20 protein-coding genes are annotated in these 20,875 nt (G+C 69.1%); 12 read left to right on the forward strand and 8 right to left on the reverse strand.

The window, feature by feature from the left end:
* Positions 1–117 precede the first annotated feature (117 nt).
* Positions 118–2,307, reverse strand: coding sequence for a putative bifunctional diguanylate cyclase/phosphodiesterase (locus tag ACSJJU_RS04295; RefSeq protein WP_435913957.1), 2,190 nt, complete (start codon positions 2,305–2,307; stop codon positions 118–120).
* A gap of 427 nt (positions 2,308–2,734) precedes the next feature.
* On the opposite strand from ACSJJU_RS04295, the gene rpmH reads away from it, so the two are divergent.
* The 6 genes from rpmH (at position 2,735) to argB (ending at position 7,305) form a co-directional block, all read left to right on the forward strand.
* Positions 2,735–2,869 (forward strand): 50S ribosomal protein L34, encoded by a 135-nt coding sequence (gene rpmH, locus ACSJJU_RS04300; RefSeq protein WP_435913958.1) that lies wholly within the window; start codon positions 2,735–2,737, stop codon positions 2,867–2,869.
* Positions 2,870–2,967: 98 nt separating this feature from the next.
* Complete coding sequence (gene rnpA, locus ACSJJU_RS04305) at positions 2,968–3,408, forward strand: ribonuclease P protein component (protein ID WP_435913959.1); 441 nt, start codon at positions 2,968–2,970, stop codon at positions 3,406–3,408.
* Between the two features lie 31 nt (positions 3,409–3,439).
* Complete coding sequence (gene yidD / locus ACSJJU_RS04310; RefSeq protein WP_435913960.1) at positions 3,440–3,688, forward strand: membrane protein insertion efficiency factor YidD; 249 nt, start codon at positions 3,440–3,442, stop codon at positions 3,686–3,688.
* Positions 3,689–3,692: 4 nt separating this feature from the next.
* The gene (gene yidC, locus ACSJJU_RS04315; RefSeq protein WP_435913961.1) at positions 3,693–5,429 is read left to right on the forward strand and encodes a membrane protein insertase YidC; all 1,737 of its coding nucleotides are present in this window, start codon (positions 3,693–3,695) and stop codon (positions 5,427–5,429) included.
* A 50-nt stretch (positions 5,430–5,479) separates the two neighbouring features.
* A complete protein-coding gene (yihA, locus tag ACSJJU_RS04320) occupies positions 5,480–6,163 on the forward strand; it encodes a ribosome biogenesis GTP-binding protein YihA/YsxC (protein WP_435913962.1) in 684 nt (227 codons plus the stop codon).
* Positions 6,164–6,390: 227 nt separating this feature from the next.
* Positions 6,391–7,305, forward strand: coding sequence for an acetylglutamate kinase (argB, locus tag ACSJJU_RS04325; RefSeq protein WP_435913963.1), 915 nt, complete (start codon positions 6,391–6,393; stop codon positions 7,303–7,305).
* 290 nt (positions 7,306–7,595) lie between these two features.
* On the opposite strand, the gene ACSJJU_RS04330 is transcribed toward argB, so the two are convergent.
* The 4 genes from ACSJJU_RS04330 to ACSJJU_RS04345 all read right to left on the reverse strand — a co-directional run bounded on the left by ACSJJU_RS04330 (position 7,596) and on the right by ACSJJU_RS04345 (position 11,937).
* Positions 7,596–8,489: a S1 family peptidase gene (locus tag ACSJJU_RS04330; RefSeq protein WP_435913965.1), complete on the reverse strand. Its 894-nt coding sequence runs from the start codon at positions 8,487–8,489 to the stop codon at positions 7,596–7,598.
* 6 nt (positions 8,490–8,495) lie between these two features.
* Positions 8,496–8,912, reverse strand: coding sequence for a DUF350 domain-containing protein (locus ACSJJU_RS04335; RefSeq protein WP_435913966.1), 417 nt, complete (start codon positions 8,910–8,912; stop codon positions 8,496–8,498).
* A gap of 102 nt (positions 8,913–9,014) precedes the next feature.
* Complete coding sequence (locus ACSJJU_RS04340) at positions 9,015–10,349, reverse strand: DUF2336 domain-containing protein (RefSeq protein WP_435913967.1); 1,335 nt, start codon at positions 10,347–10,349, stop codon at positions 9,015–9,017.
* Positions 10,342–11,937: a diguanylate cyclase gene (locus ACSJJU_RS04345; RefSeq protein WP_435913968.1), complete on the reverse strand. Its 1,596-nt coding sequence runs from the start codon at positions 11,935–11,937 to the stop codon at positions 10,342–10,344. Before ACSJJU_RS04345 ends, ACSJJU_RS04340 begins: the two co-directional genes overlap by 8 nt.
* A 227-nt stretch (positions 11,938–12,164) precedes the next feature.
* On the opposite strand from ACSJJU_RS04345, the gene ACSJJU_RS04350 reads away from it, so the two are divergent.
* Both ACSJJU_RS04350 and dapD read left to right on the forward strand, forming a co-directional pair.
* Complete coding sequence (locus ACSJJU_RS04350; RefSeq protein ID WP_435913969.1) at positions 12,165–12,908, forward strand: pyrimidine 5'-nucleotidase; 744 nt, start codon at positions 12,165–12,167, stop codon at positions 12,906–12,908.
* A gap of 31 nt (positions 12,909–12,939) precedes the next feature.
* Positions 12,940–13,779, forward strand: coding sequence for a 2,3,4,5-tetrahydropyridine-2,6-dicarboxylate N-succinyltransferase (gene dapD, locus ACSJJU_RS04355; protein WP_435913970.1), 840 nt, complete (start codon positions 12,940–12,942; stop codon positions 13,777–13,779).
* Positions 13,780–13,878: 99 nt separating this feature from the next.
* Here dapD and ACSJJU_RS04360 read toward each other — a convergent pair whose 3' ends face one another.
* On the reverse strand, positions 13,879–14,346 hold the full coding sequence (locus ACSJJU_RS04360; protein ID WP_435913971.1) for a cupin domain-containing protein: 468 nt from the start codon (positions 14,344–14,346) through the stop codon (positions 13,879–13,881).
* Between the two features lie 277 nt (positions 14,347–14,623).
* Here ACSJJU_RS04360 and dapE point away from each other — a divergent pair, with 277 nt between their 5' ends.
* From dapE to ACSJJU_RS04375, 3 genes are all read left to right on the forward strand, one after another.
* Entirely contained in the window at positions 14,624–15,820 is a 1,197-nt protein-coding gene (gene dapE, locus ACSJJU_RS04365) for a succinyl-diaminopimelate desuccinylase (protein ID WP_435913972.1), read from the forward strand.
* Complete coding sequence (locus ACSJJU_RS04370) at positions 15,817–16,389, forward strand: hypothetical protein (protein ID WP_435913973.1); 573 nt, start codon at positions 15,817–15,819, stop codon at positions 16,387–16,389. The genes dapE and ACSJJU_RS04370 overlap by 4 nt, the downstream gene beginning before the upstream one ends.
* A 244-nt stretch (positions 16,390–16,633) precedes the next feature.
* Entirely contained in the window at positions 16,634–17,431 is a 798-nt protein-coding gene (locus ACSJJU_RS04375; RefSeq protein WP_435913974.1) for an outer membrane lipoprotein-sorting protein, read from the forward strand.
* A 2-nt stretch (positions 17,432–17,433) separates the two neighbouring features.
* Here the strand turns inward: ACSJJU_RS04375 and ACSJJU_RS04380 are convergent, their stop codons facing one another.
* A complete protein-coding gene (locus tag ACSJJU_RS04380) occupies positions 17,434–17,853 on the reverse strand; it encodes a hypothetical protein (protein ID WP_435913975.1) in 420 nt (139 codons plus the stop codon).
* A gap of 150 nt (positions 17,854–18,003) precedes the next feature.
* Here ACSJJU_RS04380 and ACSJJU_RS04385 point away from each other — a divergent pair, with 150 nt between their 5' ends.
* A complete protein-coding gene (locus ACSJJU_RS04385; protein ID WP_435913976.1) occupies positions 18,004–20,091 on the forward strand; it encodes a hypothetical protein in 2,088 nt (695 codons plus the stop codon).
* Here the strand turns inward: ACSJJU_RS04385 and ACSJJU_RS04390 are convergent.
* A complete protein-coding gene (locus tag ACSJJU_RS04390) occupies positions 20,069–20,734 on the reverse strand; it encodes an HAD hydrolase-like protein (protein ID WP_435913977.1) in 666 nt (221 codons plus the stop codon). The two genes, ACSJJU_RS04385 and ACSJJU_RS04390, sit on opposite strands and share 23 nt — an antisense overlap.
* Positions 20,735–20,875: the final 141 nt, after the last annotated feature.

Here is a 20,875-nt window from a genome sequence, read left to right on the forward strand (position 1 = left end):
GCCGCTCCGGGGGAAACGCATGATTCGGAGTCGCAGAACATTCCCCCCTGCGCCTTAGTGGCGCCGGTCCCCCGAAATGGCAATGTCTGGTTTGTCAGGGAGGCGGCAAGGAACCGCTCAGGCGACCACCCAGCGGGGCGCGGGCAGCGGCAGACGCTCGCGGTCCTGACTCAGCCGCACCACCTCCTCGGCGGCGAGCGGCCCGCTGAAGAAATAGCCCTGACCGGCGGTGCAGCCGCACACCGTCACCATCAGGGCGTTGCTTTCGGTCTCCACCCCTTCGGCGACCACGGGGACGCCGAGGCTGCGCCCGAGGGTGCCGAGTGCCGAGAGCACGGCGCGGGCGTTGTCGTTCCAGCCGGCGTGTTGCAGCAGGTCGGGGTCCAGCTTGATCTTCACGAAATGCTGATTCTTGAGGGAGGAGATGCCGTCGCGCTCGCCCCCGAAGCCGTCCAGCACCAGCCGCACGCCCAGCCCCGAGAGCACGGCCAGCGCGCCCCCGGCCTGGCCGCACTGGCCGCTGAACACCGCCTCGGGCAGCTCCAGCTCCAGCCGCCGGGCGGGCAGGCCGGTGCGGTTCAGCACCCCTTCCACCAGCGCGACGAAGCCGGGCTTGCGAATCTCGGAAAGCGACACGTTCACGCCCACCGGCACCTCGGCCCAGTCCTTCGCCTGGCGGCAGGCTTCCTCCAGCATCCATTCCGTGAGCTGGCCAAGGCAGCCGCTCTCCTCCGCCAGCGCCATCAACTCGTCGGAGGAAAGGCGCAAATGGCCGGGCTGATCCCAGAAAACCTGCGCCTCGACCGCGATCATGTGGCCATCCCGCAGCGACACCTGCGGCTGATAGACCAGGCTGAGCGCCTTGTTCTCCACGTCCGCGCGGAACGCCGCCATCTGGTCGCGGCGGCGGCGGCTCAGCTCCTCCAGCTCGTCCGAGTAGAAGCAGTGGCCGCCCCGGATCTTCTTGGCCTCGTACATGGCGATGTCGGCGCGGCGCAGCACGTCGGCGGCGTCACCCTCCTCCGGCCCAAGGAAGGCAATACCGATGCTCGCGCCGACGTTCACCTCCATGCCCGCGGCGGGCAGCGGCTCGGCCAGCGCCTCGCGCAGCGCCTCGCAGATGTCCTCCGCCGTTTCGGGCTGGGGCCTGCCGTGAATCAGAATGGCGAACTCGTCGCCGCCCAGCCGCGCCGCAACGGCGAGGCCTTTCGTCACCCGCTTCAGCACGCCGGCCACCTGGCGCAGCAGCTCGTCGCCCACCGTGTGGCCCAGCTTGTCGTTGACCGGCTTGAAGCCGTCCAGGTCGATGAACAGCACGCCGATGGGCGGATCGCTCGGGTGCAGACGCTGGTGCGCCTCCAGCAGCAGGGCCCGGAAGCGCGCGCGGTTCACCAGCCCGGTCAGGGCGTCGCGCTGGGCCATCCGCAGGGCGCGGGCCTCGCTGGCCGCCACCTGCTGCACGATGGCGCGGCTGTTCCGCAGAATGAAACCGGTGAGCACCATGAGGCCGACCAGCAGCACGGCCGCCAGCGCCCAGAACATGGGCGGCAGATCCTGCCCCGGGCTTTCCGCCGGCCAGTGGATCTGGCCCAGCACCTCGCCCCCGTTCGAGCGAAGGCTGATGGTGTTGTAGGCGGCATCCGTCTCCGGCTTCTCGAAGCCCAGGGACTGGAGGTGATAGGTGGCTGCGAGGCGCTTGAGCATGACGCCATCGAACGGCACCGCGATGATGAGGATATGCTGGGCGTCAGGAGTGGCCTCCCCCTCCATTTCCCGCGTGATGCGCCCGGCCGCCACCATGGCGGGCTGCCCGTCGAGCAGCATGCAGTCGGTCACGGTCAGCCCGTTGGGCGCGCGCCGCGCGGCGTCGATCAGGCCGGCAAACGCCGGGGAGAAGTGCGCGAACGGGTCCTCCCGGCCGATCTCGCCCGAGGTGATGGAATAGAGCGGGGCATTGTCCGGCCCGATGAGGAAGACGAACGGCTTGCCCGCTTCCGCCATCCACAGCCCCCAGTTGGTCTCGATCCAGGCCGGATTGTAGCGGGTGGTGACGTTTTCGTAGGCGTCGTCCCAGTAGGTCTGGAGGCGCAGGTTGCTGAGAAGGTTATCGCGTTCCAGCTCGATGCCGGTCTTCACCATGGTGATGGAAGACCGGCGGGCCTGCTCGTTTTGTGTGGTCACCGACCACATGAACAGCACGACGAAGCCGGCCAGCGCGAGGACCAGCAAGCCGACGATCGGCGCGGTGAAGTGGCGGCGGAACAGCGCAGGGGTATAGGAGGCTCCACGGAGAGGCTTCCTCGCCATCCGTCTCGAACGCCCCCTTACGCCGGCCTGCACGCTTTCCAGCAAAGCCGCCCCCCACAGTCATATGTCAGTCGCCAAGGATGGCGGCTACTCGTTTTTACCCCGAATCGATGTCGCTGGGAGCATAAAAATAATGGGTTAATCAAAATTTAGCCATAGGGTAGCGGCGGCCAGGCTGTCGCAGCCCCCCCAAACGCGCCCAGGCCTAGCGGAGACTCGTTCCGGGGGCGGCGTTGAGATGCCGTGGGCGATGCCATAGGCGATGCCATGGGCGATACCGTTGGCAATGCGGTGATGGACTGCGGGACAGGCTCCCTCGCCGGCGCTGCGGCCGGCGGCGGCCCATAAGCGTTGACTCCTCTGCCGGCCGCCGGTATAGCCCAGCGCTCATTCGCGAACCGAAGCTATTTGTCCTTGAGGACGTGTTATGAAGCGGACTTATCAACCGAGCCGTCTGGTGCGCAAGCGCCGTCATGGTTTCCGTGCCCGTATGGCCACTGCCGGTGGTCGCAAGGTTCTGGCTGCGCGCCGGGCCAAGGGCCGCAAGAAGCTGTCGGCCTGAGGGGGCCTGTCCCCCCATGCTGACGCCCGGCTGCTGACATTTCGGTGACGGCAAGGGCGGTACTGGCAAGGGTCGTACCGGCAAGGGGGGCCAAGACCTTGAAGCTGGAAAAGCTACGCAAGCGCCAGGATTTCCTGGCGGCGAACGGAGGGCGTCGCTGGTCGGCGCCCGGTTTCGTTTTGCTGGTGCGCGAACGCCGGAAGCCTGTCCCCCAGGGTTCCGCCATCCAGGATTCCGCCAACCGGGGCCCCGAGGAACGATCCCCCGCCCCGTCGCCGGTCGATCCGTCGGCCGCGAGGCCGGGTCTGGACGCGGGTCCGCCCCGGGTGGGCTTTACCGTGACCAAGAGGATCGGCACCGCGGTCGTTCGCAATCGTTTGAAACGGCGTCTGCGCGCCCTGGCCCGCGAGGTGCTTGCCCCCCGGGCGGCAGAGGGGACGGACTATGTGCTGATCGGCCGCAGCGGCGGCCTGACCCGGCCCTACGCCGACCTGGTCTCGGACCTGGAGCGCGCCTTGCGAAAACTGGCGCGGCATTGACATCGGGGGCGGGCGCGAGGATAGCCAGCCTATGGTCACGCGCTTTCTCGGCATGATTGTCCGGCTCTGGCAATGGTCGTTCTCGGCCGTGATGCCGCCGTCGTGCCGTTATCACCCCTCCTGCTCCGACTATGCGCTGGAAGCCCTGCGGCTGCACGGGCCCTGGCGCGGCAGCTGGCTGGCGGTCAAGCGCTTGAGCCGCTGCCACCCCTGGGGCGGACACGGGTTTGACCCGGTGCCGCCGCGCGAAGACATCCATCATCCACCCGTACAAAGGTAGTGACGTGGGCGATCAAAAGAACCTGATCCTGGCAATGGTGCTGTCCGTCCTGATTCTGGTCGGCTGGGACCATTTCTTTGTCAAACCCCAGGTTGAGCAACAGCGGGCGGCTGTTGTCGAGCAGGAAGGCGTCATCCCCGCGTCGCCGCAGGCCGACGGGTCCGAATCGCCCTCGCCGCAGGTGAGGCCGCGCGAGGCCGTGATCGCGGGCGTGCCCCGCGTCACCATCGAGACGCCCGAGCTGCGCGGCTCGATCTCGCTCAAGGGCGCGCGCATCGACGACCTGGTGCTGACCCAGTACCGCGAGACGGTGGACAAGGATTCGGCCAACATCACCCTGTTCTCGCCCTCCGGCTCGGCCCATCCCTACTATGCCGAATTCGGCTGGGCGGCCGCGGGCGGCGTGCCGCTGCCCACCAAGGACACGGTCTGGACCGCCGATGGCGACCAGCTGCGCCCCGGCCAGCCGGTCACCCTGTCGTGGGACAACGGCGCGGGCCTGATCTTCCGCCTGCGCTTCGAGGTGGACGAACACTTCCTGTTCTCCGTCACCCAGAGCGTGGAGAACCAGGCGGGCGCCCCGGTGGCGCTGAACGGCTATGGCCGCATCACCCGCGCCAATCTGCCGCACGGCAAGAGCTTCTACGTGCTGCACGAAGGCCCGCTCGGCGTGTTCAACGGCACGCTGGAGGAAGCCGACTACGAGGATCTGGTGGAAGACGGCCCGCAGCAGTTCCAGTCCACCGGCGGCTGGCTCGGCATCACCGACAAGTACTGGCTCGCCGCCATGGTGCCGGACCAGAAGCTGCCGTTCAACGGCGCCTTCCGCAGCTTCGGCCCCAGCAGCTTCCAGGCGGACTACATGACCAACCCCGTCAACATCGCCGCCGGAGAAACCCAGTCCCAGACCATCCGCCTGTTCGCGGGCGCCAAGGAAGTGGCGCTGATCGACAAGTATGAGGCGGAATACAACATTCCGCTGTTCGACCGCGCCATCGACTGGGGCTGGTTCTACTTCCTCACCCGCCCGATCTTCCGGGTGCTCGACTGGCTCTACAAGCTGTTCGGCAACTTCGGCGTCGCCATCATCGGCCTGACCGTCATCGTCAAGGCGGTGATGTTCCCGCTGGCCAACAAGTCCTACGCCAGCATGAACCGCCTGCGCGAGCTGCAGCCGAAGATGAAGGAGCTGCAGGAGCGCTACAAGGACGACAAGCAGCAGCAGCAGCGCGCCATCATGGAGCTGTACCAGAAGGAAAAGGTGAACCCGCTGGGCGGGTGCCTGCCGATCCTGCTCCAGATCCCGGTGTTCTTCGCGCTCTACAAGGTGCTGTTCGTCACCATTGAAATGCGCCACCAGCCGTTCGTGCTGTGGATCAAGGACCTCTCCGCGCCCGATCCGCTGACGCCGGTGAACCTGTTCGGCCTGCTGCCGTTCACGCCGCCGCCGATGATCGCCATCGGCATCCTGCCGATCATCATGGGCGTGACCATGTACCTCCAGCAGAAGCTGAACCCGCAGCCGGTCGATCCGGTGCAGCAGAAGGTCTTCGGCTTCATGCCGATCATCTTCACCTTCATCCTCGCGCCGTTCGCGGCGGGCCTGGTGCTGTACTGGACCGTGAACAACCTGCTCTCCATCCTCCAGCAGTGGGTGCTCCTGAAGCGCCACGACAAGGAGCGGGCAGCCGCGCAGGCCGCCAAGGCGCAGGCCAAGGCCCAGAAGCGCCGGAAGGACTGAGGAAGCAGGGTCCACCCGGCGCCCGATCCGCACAACAGACAGGAAAAATCATGACCGAGACCACCGCAGACATGCCGCTGAGCGCGCAGAACGACCCCGAGATGATCGAGGCCGGACGGCGGCTGTTTGCGGGGCCGGTCACCTTCCTGCTGTCCGCGCCGAAGGTGGAATTCCTGCCCGAGGCCATCTGCCCGGAGATCGCCTTCGCCGGGCGCTCCAACGTGGGCAAGTCCAGCCTCATCAACGCCGTGACCAACCGCAACGGCCTTGCCCGCACCTCGACGACGCCGGGGCGCACGCAGGAGCTGAACTTCTTCGACGTGGGCGACCCGGCAGGGCCGCAGCTGCGCCTCGTCGACATGCCCGGCTACGGCTATGCCGAAGCGCCCAGGCCCGTGGTCGAATCCTGGCAGCGCCAGATTCGCACCTACCTGCGCGGCCGCACCGTGCTGAAGCGGGTGTTCGTGCTGATCGACGCGCGCCACGGCGTGAAGGACGCCGACCTGCCGATCATGAAGCTGCTGGACGAATCGGCCGTCTCCTACCAGCTGGTGCTCACCAAGCTGGACAAGCTGAACAAGAACGAGGCCGAAAAGGCCATCGCCGCCGTCGAGACCGTCGCCCGCAAGCACACCGCCTGCCACCCGGAGCTGCTGGCCACCAGCTCGGCCAAGGGCTGGGGCATCGAGGGGGTCCGCGCCGTCATCGCCAGCCTGGCCCAGTCCGGCATCTGAGGGGCTGTGCGCCGGGCCCGCGCGCCCTCTGCCGGTGACTCCGATTCGCCTCCGGTTCGATCCACTGTCGCCCTGACGCCACGAAGACAGGCGGCCAAACGCGCGCAGCTTACGGAACTGCTGGCGTGGGGGACATTTCGGCGCTATGGCGCACGCAAAGCCGGGAGGCCGTTGGCCGAAGGGCTGTTGGGCCATTCAGGACAGGCCGCGGTGCCAGGAGAGCAGCGTTGACGGATAACACCAGCAATCACACCCCCGATCCGGTGGATCTCGGCAAGGTCGAAACCCTTATCGAGGCCCTGCCCTATCTCCGCAAATACGCCGGCAAGACGTTCGTGGTGAAGTACGGCGGCCATGCCATGGGCGAATCGCACCTCGCCGCTGCCTTCGCCAAGGACATCGTGCTCCTGAAGAAGGTGGGCATCCACCCGGTGGTCGTGCACGGCGGCGGGCCGCAGATCGGCAAGATGCTGGAACGGCTGGGCATCCGCTCCAACTTCATCGACGGCCTGCGCGTCACCGACGCCGAAACCGCCGCCATCGCCGAGATGGTGCTGGCCGGTTCCATCAACAAGGAAGTGGTGCACCACATCAACCGGGCAGGCGGCACCGCCGTCGGCCTGTCGGGCAAGGACGCCAACCTAGTCACCGCGCGCAAGGTCACCCGCACCAAGCGCGACCCCGACTCCAACATCGAGAAGGTGATCGACCTCGGCTTCGTCGGCGAGCCGGACGTGGTGGACGTGACCGTGCTCGACGTGTTCCGCCAATCCAACGTCATTCCGGTGATCGCACCCATCGGCGTCGATCACGAAGGCAACACCTACAACATCAACGCCGACACCATGGCGGGCGCCATCGCCGGGGCGCTGAAGGCAGCGCGCCTGTTCCTGCTGACGGACGTGCCGGGCGTGCTCGACAAGGAAAAGAACCTCCTTACCGACCTCACCCCGGCCAAGATCGACGACCTCATCGCCGACGGCACCATCCAGGGCGGCATGATCCCCAAGATCGAAACCTGCATCGACGCCCTGCGCAAGGGCGTGGACGCCGCCGTCATCCTGAACGGCCGCGTGCCCCATGCCATGCTGCTGGAAATCTTCACCCGCCGCGGCGCCGGTACGCTCGTCCGCCGGAGCTGAAGGGCCCCGCCGCGAGGATTCCGACGCGGGGGTTCTGACGCGGGGTTTCTGACGCGAAGTTTTGTTTGATTGCAGGAGGGGCTTGCCCCTCCTGCACCTCCCATTCGTTCAACGGGCCGTGTCCTTCCAGAAGGGCGCGGCCCTTTTCTTGTCAGAACGAAATACGGCCGTGTTTCCAGTGCGCTCCTGAAACGCGGCCGGATAAACTCAAGGGAGGTGCAGGAGGGTCCAAGACCCTCCTGCAAAAAAATGACCTTCGAAAAAATTACTTAAGATCCCACAAGTTAACCCTACCCCACCTGGCAGCGCACCCGCCGCAGGGTGCCTGCGGTCTCCAGTGCCCGGGCCATACGCAGGGCGGTGGCGGGCGTGAGGGTGGTTCCGACCGGCGCTGCCTGACCGGCGGCCGTGCTGAAGGTGACGGCGCGTTCCGCCTCCAGAAGGGCGGCGATGGCGTCCGGGTGGGCGGTGATGATGCGCCCGCGTCGTTCGCTGACGGCGATGTTGATTCCCACCAGTTCGCCGCGCCCGTTGAGCGCCGGGCCGCCGCTGATGCCGGCGAGCGAGCCGCTGAACGGCGGCAGGCGGCGCGCCTCCGCCCACACCAGCACCGGCGTGCGCTGGCGTGCGCCCACGGTCACTTCGCCCTCGCCCATGTAGTCGCTGACGACGACGGCGCGATGCCCGCGCGGGAAGCCCATGTGGTAACCGGCTTCGCCCTCCGCCGGCAGGCCAGTCGCCAGCGCCAGCGACTGGGGCACGTGCGCGGGCAGGCGGATGGCGGCCACGTCCGCCTCCGGCAGGCTGTGGCCGCGCTCGACCTCGGCCGCGTGGAACGGCCCCATCTCCACGCCCACCCGGTCGCACTGGCTCACCACGTGGTTGGCGGTCAGCCACAGGGTGCCGCCGCCCACCTTGAAGGCGGTGCCCAGCGCGTTGCCCGGCCGGGGGTCTGCCACCTCGAACAGCACGCCGGGCTGGTCGAGGCCGTTCTCCTCCCGGCGCGATGGCCGGCGGGGCGAGGCGTCGTCGTCCATCAGCTCCCCCGCCGCGCCCCGGGGGGCGAGGTGCCGCATCTCCGACATGACGCCGGGCGCAAGGTGATGGAGGGCCACCACGAGGACCAGGAAGAACACCACCAACCGCAAGATGCCGCCCACCAGACGGCCCAGAACCTCGGCCATACCCACTCACACAGCAACGGCGGCGGCCAGCAGCGCCGCCACGGATAGCTTGATGCCCGCCAGCAGCGCCGCCGCCGCCATGTCCCCCCGCGCGATGCGGCGCGGCAGGTTGGGCAGGATGACGATATCGACGATGACGACGGTGACGATCTGCACCGTCAGGATCAGGAGGCCCCACAGCAGGATGTCCCAGGCGTTGACCGCACCGGCGAGGCAGAAGGCCAGCGGAATGGCGAGGCTGAGCGCGGTTCCGCCCAGCAGCACCGCCGCTGCCGTGTTGCCCGCCCGGATGAGGGTGATTTCCTTGTGCGGGGTGATGGCGATGTAGATCATGAGCGCCACCGCCAGCACGGCCAGCGCGACGCCGAGGTGCAGCAGCAGAATCGGCACGCCGTGCAGCAGGCTCTCGACCACGGGCGTCATCGCGCCTCCCCTTCCCGCTTGGTCCGTCGCGGTCCGGCTCCCGCGTGGGGAACGGTTCCGTGACTAGAACGCGTGAAGGCGGCCCGAGGCCCCGGGGGTGCGTCAGGCAGCGGTGTCGGTTTGCTGGAAGCTGGCGAGGATTTCGGCCATCCGGGTGGCGGGCAACGGATAGAATCCGCTGCTTGTCTTGGCGATCTGGTCCTTCTCGGGGATGCGGGCGACCAGCCGTTGCAGCCCCTCCGCCGTGTCGGCGGAGAGCTGGGCGGCCCAGCACAGCGCCATCACCGCCTGGGCGGAGCCGCTGGCCATGATGCGCTGCGCCGCCGGGATCCCCACCTCGGAGGCGAGGCCCAGGACGGCGGTCACCAGCCCCAGCCGGCCCTCCACCACCATGCGGCGCACCCAGGCGTCGCTGAGGCACCCGGCATGGAGCACTGCCGCCGCCTGCACCGCCATGTCCTCCGCCTCGCTGAGGGCCCCGGCGTGGTCCAGCCGCCGCTGCACCCGCTTGAGCAGGTCGCTGGCGACGGACGGCTCGACGCCATGACGGGCGATCATCTTCTCGACCAGCGTCGCCGCGACGAACCCGGCGATGCGCCGCATGGCCGGCACCGGCAGTTCCGCCCGCAGCGCCAGCGGCTGGTGCCAGCTCTCCTGAGCGGGCGCGGCGTCCAGAATGGCGTCCAGCGTGTCCTCGCGGATCTGGGCGTTGGGGTTGGCCAGCAGCGCCGCCACCGCCGCCGCGTCGGCGGACTGCACGATGGCGTGGGAGAGGCGCTCGCTGACCGTCTGGCGCCTGGCGATTTCCGCCCGCGCGCCCGGCGCCGGGCAGGTGGCGACGATCGCCAGCAGATCTTCCTCGGTGAGCACGGGGGAGCAGGCCAGCATGGGGCCGCTCACCGCCAGCTCCACGTCCTGCGCCAGCCGCAGCGCCACGTGGTGGGGCACGTTGGGGTTGGACTTGAGCTCCTCCGCCAGAATCATCCGCACGCGCGGCGCCTGATCCTGTGCCAGCGCTTCGAGCACCGCCGTCACATGCTCCTGCGCGCGGCGGCTGTCGGCCTGGCTCGCCTCGGGCAGCAGGTGCGCCACCTTGCGGGCAAGCTGGGCGCGCACGGAGTCGGCCCGGTCGTGGACCAGCAGCCGGTTGGCGAGATGGGGCGTCGCCCTGTTGGCCGCCACCTTCTCCCGCACGCGCGGGCTGCCGCGCTCCGCCAGATAATAGAGCACCTCCGGCGGGGTCGCCGCCCCGGCGGCCAGACGCTCGTGCGCGGCCTCGTCGCCTTCGGTGAGAACGCGGATCGCCTGCCGGGTGAGCGGGTCTTCCGCCGGCGCGGCAGGCGCCGGGCGAGCGCTCTCGTCCCCCGCCTCCGTCGCCTTCTTCTTCGCAACCGTTGCAGCAAGGAACCGAAACACCCGGGGCGCCGGGTTAGCCATCCTCACCCTCCCTGGCTGCGGCATAACCGCCCCGGCCCCGGCCCTTCACCTTGTAGAGGGCGTCGTCCGCGCGCAGCATCAGCACGTGGAGCGTTTCGCCGCGCCCCCGGCTGGCCGCGTAGCCGACGGAGGCGCTGAGCTGCGGCGCGCCGACCAGTTGCCGGATCTCTTCCATGCCCGCCTGCACGGCGCGGGCCGTGGCCTCGCTGGCCGCCAGATCCGCCCCGTCCAGCCACAGGATGAACTCGTCACCGCCGAAGCGGCCCACCAGATCCTGCGGCCGCGCGAGCCGCCGCAGCAGGTCCGCCACCTGGCACAGGGCCGCGTCGCCCGCCGCATGGCCGCCCGTATCGTTGAGCTGCTTGAAGTGGTCGAGGTCGATGAGCATCAGCACGCCGTCGCCCTTGCCCGCCGCGCCGAGGCGCTGGCTCATCACTTCCTCGAAGGCGCGGCGGTTGAGCAGGCCGGTGAGCCCGTCGGTGCGGGCGAGCTGTTCCAGCATGCGCAGGTGATTGGCCTGGGCGATGGCCATGGCCACATGGACGGCCACCTGCCCGAGGAGAATCTGGTCGTCCTTGTCCCAGCTGGCGCTGCGCCGCTCCACTTCGAGCAGGCCCACGCTCTCGCCCTGGAACCGGCACTCCGAGCACAGGCGATGGATCGTGCCCTTGCGCGGCCGGGAGGGGTCCACGTCTTCCACCGTCTCCGCCCCGTAGCGAATCCGGCAGGCGTCGGCCTTGAAGGCGGCCCGGGTGACACGGGCGGCGTTCTCCAGCATCGCGGCGGGGCCGGTGCCGGTGTGGATGCCGTCCAGCACCTGGCGCAGCAGGCGGTCGCGCCGGCGCGCTTCCTCCAGCATACGCTCGGCCCGGCGTTCCTCCGTCACGTTGCGGGCGACGCCCCGGGCGCCGACCCACTGGCTGCCGTTCATGATCGGCACCGCCGCCACCGACAGGCACACCGTGCGGCCCAGCGGCGTGCGGATGTTCACGTCGCGCAGCGGCGTGGGCGCGCGGGCCATGAAGCAGGCCGCCGCCTCATCGCCCAGATCGCTGACCAGCCGCCCGGTCAGATCCCAAGCCGCAAGCCCCGCGGAGGGGACGCCGCCGCTCACGTAGGCGAAGCGCCCCTCCGCATCCACCACCCAGGCAAAATCGCCCACCACCTCGGTGAGGCTCTTGAACATGGCGCGGGATTCGCGCAGCGCCTCGATCAGCTGATCCTTGACCGTGGTCTCCAGCGCCTGCATCCACACGGCCTGCTCCCCGCTGTCCAGCGCGAGAAGCCGCGCCCGCACGGCGAAGTAGCGCCGGGGCTCCCGGCCCGCCGTCACCTGCGTCTGCCCCGACCGGCCGGTGGCGAACACATCCGCCGTCAGGCGCTCCAGCTGCGGGATCGCCTCCGCGTCGCCCAGCAGGAGCGAGGAGGCATCGTTGCGCATCAGGAGCCGGCCGCGCTCGTCCACCGCCCACGACGGGCCCAGCGGATCGTCCACCAATGTCAACAGAACCGCCAACGGCAGCGCCGCGGCAGCTCCGCAAGGCGAGCAACCGGCCTTGAAGGCGACAAGGGGGACCGTTTCGATCATGAATCGCTTTTAGTCCCATCCGTCTTAACAGGTCGCTAAGCTCTCCAAACTGGAACAAAGAAGATGCTCGCACTTAACAGCCCGCTCCCCCCCTGCTAAACGGGCGGCAAGGCGGCGGCAGGCAGACCCTGGCGCAGCGCCGCAGGTCTCCGGGGCGTCCGGGCGGGCGAACCCGCCCCATGGCGGCGCGACCGGCAGAATCAGGACGGATGGAAGAACCCAAACCCATGACTGCCGCCCCAGGCCCTGTTTCCCTGCACGCCCCCGCTCCCTCGCTCGTGCCCGCCGCGGCGCTGGATCTCGGCCATATCACCACCTGGGTGTTCGATCTGGACAACACCCTCTACCATCCGCGCGCCAACCTGTTCGGCCAGATCGACCAGCGCATGACCGCGTTCATCATGCGGCTGCTGTCGCTGGATTTCGCCGCCGCGCGGGCGCTTCAGAAGCGCTACTTCCTGGAATACGGCACCACCCTGCGCGGACTGATGCACCACCATGGCGTGGAGCCGCGCGCCTTTCTCGACTTCGTGCACGACATCGACCTGACGGTGATCGCGGCGGACGCGGCGCTGGACGCGGCGCTCGCCGCCCTGCCGGGGCGCAAGCTCATCTTCACCAACGGCGACGCGCCCTACGCGGAGCGGGTGCTCACCCGCCTCGGCATTGCCCGCCATTTCACGGCCATTCACGACATCATCGCCACCGGCTTCGTGCCCAAGCCCCAGGAAGCCGCCTACGACCAGCTGCTGGCCGACCATGGCGTCGACCCCCGCCGCGCCGTGTTCGTGGAGGACATGGCCCGCAACCTTGCCCCCGCCAAGGCGCGGGGCATGGCGACCGTGTGGGTCAACAACGGCTCGGAGAAAGGCGGCTTCGACGCCAGCGCCGAGTTCATCGACCTGGAGATCGGCGACGTGACCGCCTGGCTGTCCGGCGTTGTGCCCGATGGCCCGCCCGCCGCGCCGTGATCCGCTTCATTTCTGACAGGAGACTATGCACGTGAGCGACATTCAATCCATCATCGAGGCCGCCTGGGAAGATCGCGCCAGCGTGAGCGCCGCGACCAGAGGCGAGGTGCGCGATGCCGTCGAGGCCGCCCTCAACGACCTGGACTCCGGCAAGCGCCGCGTGGCCGAGAAGGTGGACGGCCAGTGGGTGGTCAACCAGTGGCTGAAGAAGGCGGTGCTGCTCTCCTTCCGCCTCAACGACATGGCGCTGATCCCCGGCGGCCCGGGCGATGCGACGCCCTGGTGGGACAAGGTGCCCTCCAAGTTCGCGGGCTGGGGCGAGGCCGAGTTCAAGGCCGCCGGCTTCCGCGCGGTTCCCGGCGCGCTGGTGCGCCGCGGCGCGCACATCGCCCCCGGCGTGGTGCTGATGCCCAGCTTCGTCAACCTGGGTTCCTACGTGGGCGAGGGCACCATGGTGGACACCTGGGCGACCGTGGGCTCCTGCGCCCAGATCGGCCGGAACGTGCACCTCTCGGGCGGCGTCGGCATCGGCGGCGTGCTGGAGCCGCTTCAGGCCAACCCGGTCATCATCGAGGACAACTGCTTCATCGGCGCGCGCTCGGAAGTGGCCGAGGGCGTGATCGTGGAGGAAGGCGCGGTGCTCTCCATGGGCGTGTATCTAGGCGCGTCCACCAAGATCATCGACCGCGCGACGGGCGAGGTGTTCACCGGCCGCGTGCCCGCCTATTCGGTGGTGGTGCCGGGCACGCTCCCGGGCAAGCCGCTGCCGGACGGAACGCCCGGCCCCAACCTCTACTGCGCCGTCATCGTGAAGCGCGTGGACGCCCAGACCCGCTCCAAGACCAGCATCAACGATCTGCTGCGCGACTGAGCGCGGCGTCGGCGCCGCCCGCGCCGACCCGGAAATGGCCCGCCGGTGCGCTCACCGGCGGGCTTTTTCGCGGGGCGTGTGCGCCCCTCACCCCGTCCTTCACCCCGTCCGCTTCGGATAGGGCGTGCCGTCCTTGCGCAGGTAGCCGCCCCGGGCCGGGTCGTAATGCAGGTCCACATCCGGGTAGTGGCACACCCCTGCCGGGTTCCGCGTGCCCACCTCCAGATAGATGGCGGGCGCGGTGCTGCGGTTGATCATGTGGTGGCCGTTGGCGACCCCCTTGGGGAAGGCGGCGCAATCGCCCGCCCTGAGCAGCGTCTCGCCCTCGTCGGTGACGAGCACCAGCTCCCCCGCCAGGATGTAGACGAACTCGTCCTCCTCCTCGTGCCAGTGGCGCTGGCTCGACCAGCCGCCGGGCGGCAGCTCCACCAGATTGACCCCGAAGTCGCTGAGGTCGCCCGCGTCGCCCAGCTGCCACTTGGTGCGCCCGGCCGCCCGTTCATGAAACGGTGCGGGGTAACCGGACCCCTCCCGCATCGGTGCACTCGCCAGATCGATCTTTGCCATGGGAATACCCCCCTTCCCGGCTTCCGGCCCTCCCGGGCCCTCTCCGGCCGTCTTGCCCGGAGACGCCCGACATCCCGGCCGCAGCTTGATCGACATCCCGGCGCAAGGCAACGGACATGCGCGCGCCCCGCGCCGCGTCCCGCCCGGCCGGGCAGGCGTGCCCCCTCCCCCGCCGGGGCGTCCGCCGCACATTCCGCCCGCGCGGGCCCTTCCGTGCACCCGAACCCACCTCAGCCTTTGACGCCGGGCCGCCGCCCCGTTACCACTTGCTTCTGCTATGTCTGAGTATGCCCAGTCCCAAGACCCCGTCGCTCTCGCCCAGGAGCTGATTCGCTGTCCGTCCGTCACGCCGCTTGACGCGGGCGCGCTCGATATCGTCGAGCGAGAGCTGAAATCGCTGGGCTTTTCCACCTGGCGGCTGCCGTTCGGCGAAGCGCCGGACGGGCCGGTGGACAACCTCTACGCCCGCCTTGGCGCCGAAGGGCCCCATTTCTGCTACGCCGGCCACACCGACGTGGTCCCGGCCGGAGACAGCAACGGCTGGACGGTGGACCCCTTCGCCGGGGTTGTGGACCAGGGCTTTCTCATCGGCCGCGGCGCGGCGGACATGAAGGGCGGCATCGCCGCCTTCCTGGTGGCGCTGCGCCGGTATCTGGCCGCCGCCGACACCGCGGGCGGCTTCAAGGGGTCCATCTCGCTGCTCATCACCGGGGATGAGGAAGGCCCGGCCCGCCACGGCACCAACCAGGTGCTCGACTGGATGGAGGCGAACGGCCACCGCCCCGACCACTGCCTCGTGGGCGAGCCCACCAGCGCCCGCCGGCTCGGCGACATGCTCAAGGTGGGGCGGCGCGGCAGCCTCAACGCCACCATTACCGTGCACGGCATTCAGGGCCACGTGGCCTACCCGCACCGGGCAGACAACCCCATCACCCGCCTCGTGCGGATTCTCGACCGGCTGAAGGCCGAGCCGCTCGACACCGGCACCGAATTCTTCGACCCCTCCAACCTGGAGGTCACCAACCTCGACGTGGGCAACCCCACGGAGAACCTCATTCCGGCGCGGGCGACCGCCCGGCTCAACATCCGCTTCAACGACCGGCATACCGGCCAGTCCCTCTCCGACTGGCTGCGCGCCGTCGTCGCCGAGGAAGCGCCTCGGCACGACATCGCCATCCGCGTCTCGGGCGAGAGCTTCTTCACGCCGCCGGGGCGGCTCACCGAGCTGACGGTCGAGGCGATCCGCCAGCACACCGGCCTCTCGCCGGACCTCTCGACCACCGGCGGCACGTCGGACGCCCGCTTCATCCGCCGCCTGTGCCCGGTCATCGAGTTCGGCCTTGTCGGCGAGTCCATGCACAAGGCCGACGAGAAGGTGGCGGTGGACGACCTCCACCGCCTCACCGCCATCTACCAGACCCTGCTGGAGCGCTATTTCGCGCCGGCAGCGCCCGGGAGGGCTCCGGCGCCGTGACCAGCGTCTACCAGGCCGTCGCCCAGCCCCTCCTCGGGATTGCCGACCTGTGCCGCTTCCGCCGCGAGGGTCTGGCCCGGTTCGACTACAGCTGGCATGGCTTCTGGCAGTCCTGGGCGGCCTTGCCGTTCGCGGCGGCCCCGTTCGCCATCAACGCCCGCATGTTCGCCATTCTGGCCATGGGTCAGGGGGCCCAGAGCATCAGCCTGTGGAACGCCATTCTGGTGTTCGCGGCGGGCTGGATGGCCTATGTGGCGCTGTTCCTGGGGGTTGCCCGCTTCCTCCTGCTCCAGCGCGGCACGCTGGCAACGCTGATGGTGCTGAACTGGCTGCGGCTGTTCAAGCAGCTGGCCGCCCTGCCGCTGCTGGCGCTGGCAACGGGCGGTGCCCTGCCGCCCGGGCTGTTCACCGTGCTCTATCTGGCGCTGGGCCTCTACCTCATCAGCGTCGAGATCTTCATCCTGCGCCGGGCGCTGGGGGCAACCCTGGTGCAGGCCCTCGGCTTCGTCGTTCTCGACGAGCTGGTCAGCCGCCTGCTGGTGCACGGCTTCCAGCTGCTGCTGCGCTGAGCCGCCCGCGCCGCTGCCGCCGGGCGGTTGCAAGGGCGCCGGGGAACGTTCAGGCCAGATACAGGCTTATTCGGGTATCGCACGCGCAATCGCGCTGCCTCCCAGGGGTGGCATCCGGGGGCAGGCGCGCTGCCGCTGGGGTTAAGGCGATGTTTAACGGTGCGCGCCTATTCTGGGCGGCATATCGCGACTGAGGAGCCCCGGCGCGTCCCGAACGGTTCGATCTCTCGGAAAGGAAGCCCCCATGTTTCGTCATGCCATGATGGCGCTGACCGCCACCGTTGTTACCGTCGCCGCCGCGCCCGCCCTTTCCCAGACCGCCGAGGAGAAGGGCCGGGCCATCGCGGTGGAGGCGGACAAGCGCGACACCGGCTGGGTCGACAGCCGTGCCTCCCTGCGGATGATTCTCGGCACCCAATCGGGCGAGCAGCGCGCCGTGCGCGAGCTGGACAGCATGGCGCAGGAGCGCACGAAGGAGACGGACGGCGACAAGAGCCTCATCGTCTTCCGCGCGCCCAAGGACGTGCAGAACACGGCGCTGCTCACCTACAACCACGTCACCGGCAACGACGACCAGTGGATCTACCTGCCCGCGCTCAAGCGGGTAAAGCGCATCGCCTCGGCCAACCGCTCCGGCCCGTTCATGGGCTCCGAGTTCGCCTACGAGGACTTCACCGCCGCCGAGATCGAGAAGTTCACCTACAAGTGGCTGAAGGACGAGCCCTGCGGCCAGCTGACCTGCCATGTCATCGAGCGCGTGCCGACCTACGAGAACTCCGGCTACGCGCGGCAGGTGGCCTGGTTCGACACGCAGGAGCTGCGGGTGCAGCGCATCGACTACTACGACCGGCGCGACAAGCTGCTGAAAACCCTCACCGCCACCGCGTGGAAGAAGTACGCCAACAAGTTCTGGCGGTCGCACGACATGATGATGGTCAATCACCAGACCGGCAAGACCACCCGGCTGGTGTGGGGCCCCGTCACCATGAACACGGGGCTGAACGCCTCCCTGTTCACGCCCTCCGCCCTCGCCCGGGAGTAGCCCTAGCGGTCGCCGCCCTTGAGGCCGGCAGCGGAGTCGGGGCCGGGACCGGCGGCTTCGGGCGTGATCTCCGCGGAAGACGCGCCCGCCGCCGGCTGCTCCGGCCCACCGCGGCGGCGCAGACCGGGCAGGTGCGCGCGCACGGCGCTCCAGGCATGGCCGATCACGGTGGACAGGTTGACGCCACGCTTCAGGGCATGGCGCACGGGGCCGACCGTTTGGGGATGCCGCCGCTTCAGGCGGATGAAAAAGCGCCGCGCCCAGCGCGAATTCCGCAGCACGAGGACGAGACCGGCAGCAAAGCCGATGATGCCGAACGGACCGGGCAGCGGGCCGCCCACCAGAGGGCCGAGAATCAGGAGGAGCCAGCCCGCGCACAGCTGGGCCCAACGCCAGATTTCGACCAGGAGCAGCTTCGTCACCTGTGTCCCTTCACGTGCTGGAGCATCTGACATGCGAATACGTTGTGGCCTTTGCAAGTGCCACGACGTGTAATCTTGGGGCTTTACCAACTTTCAAGTGATATGAAGCCAAGCTAGACCCACACGAAGGCATTTTGGGGGCAAGGGGACATGGCGACTCATCGCTTGCTGAGAACCTGCGCGGGACTCGCTGTGCTGCTCCTGCTGGGGCTTGGCCGTCCCGCCGCTGCCGACAGCGCGGCGGAGGTTCTCCAGGTCCGGGCCGCCGTGCATCAGGATGCGGGCGAGGGCACGGCCGGGACCGTCGAGCGCAACCGCATCGTCTTCGATCTCGCCGCCCCCCGGCCGGGCACGGCACGGATGGTCCGCGTCGAACCGGTTGCGGGCGAGGCGGGGCGGGCGTGGACGGTGCATCTGAACGTGCCCCTGTCCGGCCGCGCCGAAGCCCAGATCCGCTCCCTGTCCAGCCGCCTTTCCGGCGTGGAAATCGATCTATATCAGTCTGGCGCGGGCGCTCCGCCCGTGCTCACGGTGCGGTTCAAGCGGCCGTCCGTGCTGGCTCGACAGTTTGTCCTTCCCGGCCTTCGCGGCCAGCAGGAGCGACTTGTGCTCGACTTTGTGCCCGATTCTGCCCCGGCCCTGACGGCGGTCGCCCAGACAGCGGCGGAGGCGAAACGCGCCCCCGTGGGTGCGCCGGGCCCGGACGCGCACCGGGCCGACACGCACCGGAAAGACCCGCCCGTGGCCGAGACGGCGCAACTGGCCGCCCAGGCGCAGCCGCGCGCCCATGCGCCGGCCTCCCAGAGCCTGACGGCCGGGAATCAGGCACAGGCTCAGCCTCAGCCTCAGCCTCAGCCTCAATCTCAGCCACAACCCCAGAGCCAGACTCAGGGCCAGCCGGGCACCCCGTCAGGGACCGAGCCCGGCGTGTTCGAACCCGGCGTGTTTGACACCAAGCCGCAGGCGCGCCCGGGCGAGAGCGGGCAGGCGGCGCCGGGCGCCCGCACGGAGTCCGCCCGGTCCTCGCCGCTGGGGGTGGATGACCGGTTCCCGCCGCCGCCCACGGGCAATTCGCCCCTGACGCTCTGGGGTTACTTCGAGGCGGAGGGGCGCTGGTTTCCGCAGGACAGCCGGGACGGCGTCTCCGAACACCTGATCGGCTCCATGGCGATGGAGCCCACCATCGAATATTCCTGGGCGGACGGCAGCCAGTTCCTGCGCTTCACCGGCTTTGCCCGGGTCGATACGGTGACCGAGAGCCGCACCCACGCCGACGTGCGCGAGGCCAAGTGGGTGGGCGTGTTCGGCCCGCTGGAGCTGACGGTGGGCGTTGACCGGCGCTTCTGGGGCGTCACGGAGTCGGTGCACCTCGTCAACATCATCAACCAGGTGGACACGCTCGAGGATGTGGACTTCGAGAACTTCCTCGGCCAGCCGCTGATCTCCGCCGCCTACACGACCCGCTTCGGCACCTTCAGCAGCTTCTTCATGCCCTATTTCCGCGAGCGGCGGTTCCCGGTGGGCAAGGACCGCCCCAACCTGCCGGTGCGGGTGGAGCGCGGCCTCACCCAGTATGAATCCGGGGACAACAACTGGCATGCGGACTGGGCCGTGCGCTGGTCGCTGCGCCGGGGGCCGATCGACCTCGGCATTTCCCACTTCTCCGGCTTTGCCCGCGAGCCGCGGCTGCTGCTCAACGTGGACGAGCGCGGCCAGCCTTTCCTGGTGCCGCGCTACGACCTGATCGACCAGACCGGCGTCGACCTGCAAGCCACCTTCGGCGCGCTGCTGCTCAAGTTCGAGGGCATCCACCAGTGGAACCCGGTGCGCAACTACGCGGCGTTTGCGGCGGGGTTCGAATACACCCTCTACGGCGTCAGCGCGGGCGGCGCGGATCTGGGCATTCTGGCCGAATACCTCTACGACGAGCGCGGCAAGGGCCGGCGGCCGGCCCCCGGCGTTCCGCCCTTCTCCAACGTCTCGCCCTATGACGACGACCTGTTCCTCGGCCTGCGCTGGAGCGGCAACGACATCGCCACCACGGAGATTCTAGCCGGGGCCATTCTGGATCTGGACACCAAATCCAAGGCGTTCATCGTGGAGGCGTCGCGCCGCCTCGGCTCCAACCTGCGGATCAGCCTGGACGGGCGCTTCTTCACCAGCGTCTCCTCCCGCGACGTGCTCTATCCGCTGGGCGACGACGACTTCATCCAGCTCAAGCTCCAGTGGCACTTCTGACGCGTGCCGGGGACCGGCCCGTAATTTCATCCGCCAGATCCGCCATGGAGCGGAACAGCGCATCCGGCTGGCAGCTCAGGAGAAAGTCCGGCGTGGCATAGCCCCACGTCACCGCGCCCGCGGCAATGCCGGTGCGGCGGGCGGCGTCCACATCCCGCCCCTCGTCGCCGATGGCGATGGCGGCCGACGCAGGGATGCCGGTGCGGCGCAGCACCCGCCGGAACCGGGCCGCCTTGCCGAACAGGGAGGCGCCGCACTCGTACACGTCGATGCGGGCCGCGAGCTCCTCCCCCAGCGCCTGCCGGATCGTCGCCTCGGCGTTCGAGCTGACGATCGCCAGGCGCACCCCGGCCCCATGCAGGCGGTGCAGCATCTCCCCGGTGCCGGGGAACAGCCGGATCGAGGCGGCCTCCGCCGCCGCCAGATGACGGAGATGGTTGGCGATCAGCGGCACCTTCCACAGGGGAACGCCCAGAAACCGGATGATCTCGCGGTTGCTGCACCCGCGCAGCATGGTCACGTCGGCGTCGGACAGGGTGCGGAACCCGAACCGCAGCGCCGCCTTGTTGAGCGCAGCGGCAAACCAGCTGAACGTATCGGCCAGGGTGCCGTCGAAATCGAAGATGACAAGCTGACAGGCCATAAGGCTCCTGAAGGGAAAAGTCCGGGCATCGCGCCGCCGCACCCGGGCACGTTTGCCCGTCTCGTTACCGGAAAGGTTCGTTGCAGAGAAGATATGAACCGGTCGCAGTCCGCCCGGCCGCCCGCAATCGGCCGCTCGCCC

The sequence above is a fragment of the Pedomonas sp. V897 genome (assembly GCF_051304405.1).
In the GTDB taxonomy this organism is placed as follows: Bacteria; Pseudomonadota; Alphaproteobacteria; order Sphingomonadales; family Sphingomonadaceae; genus Pedomonas.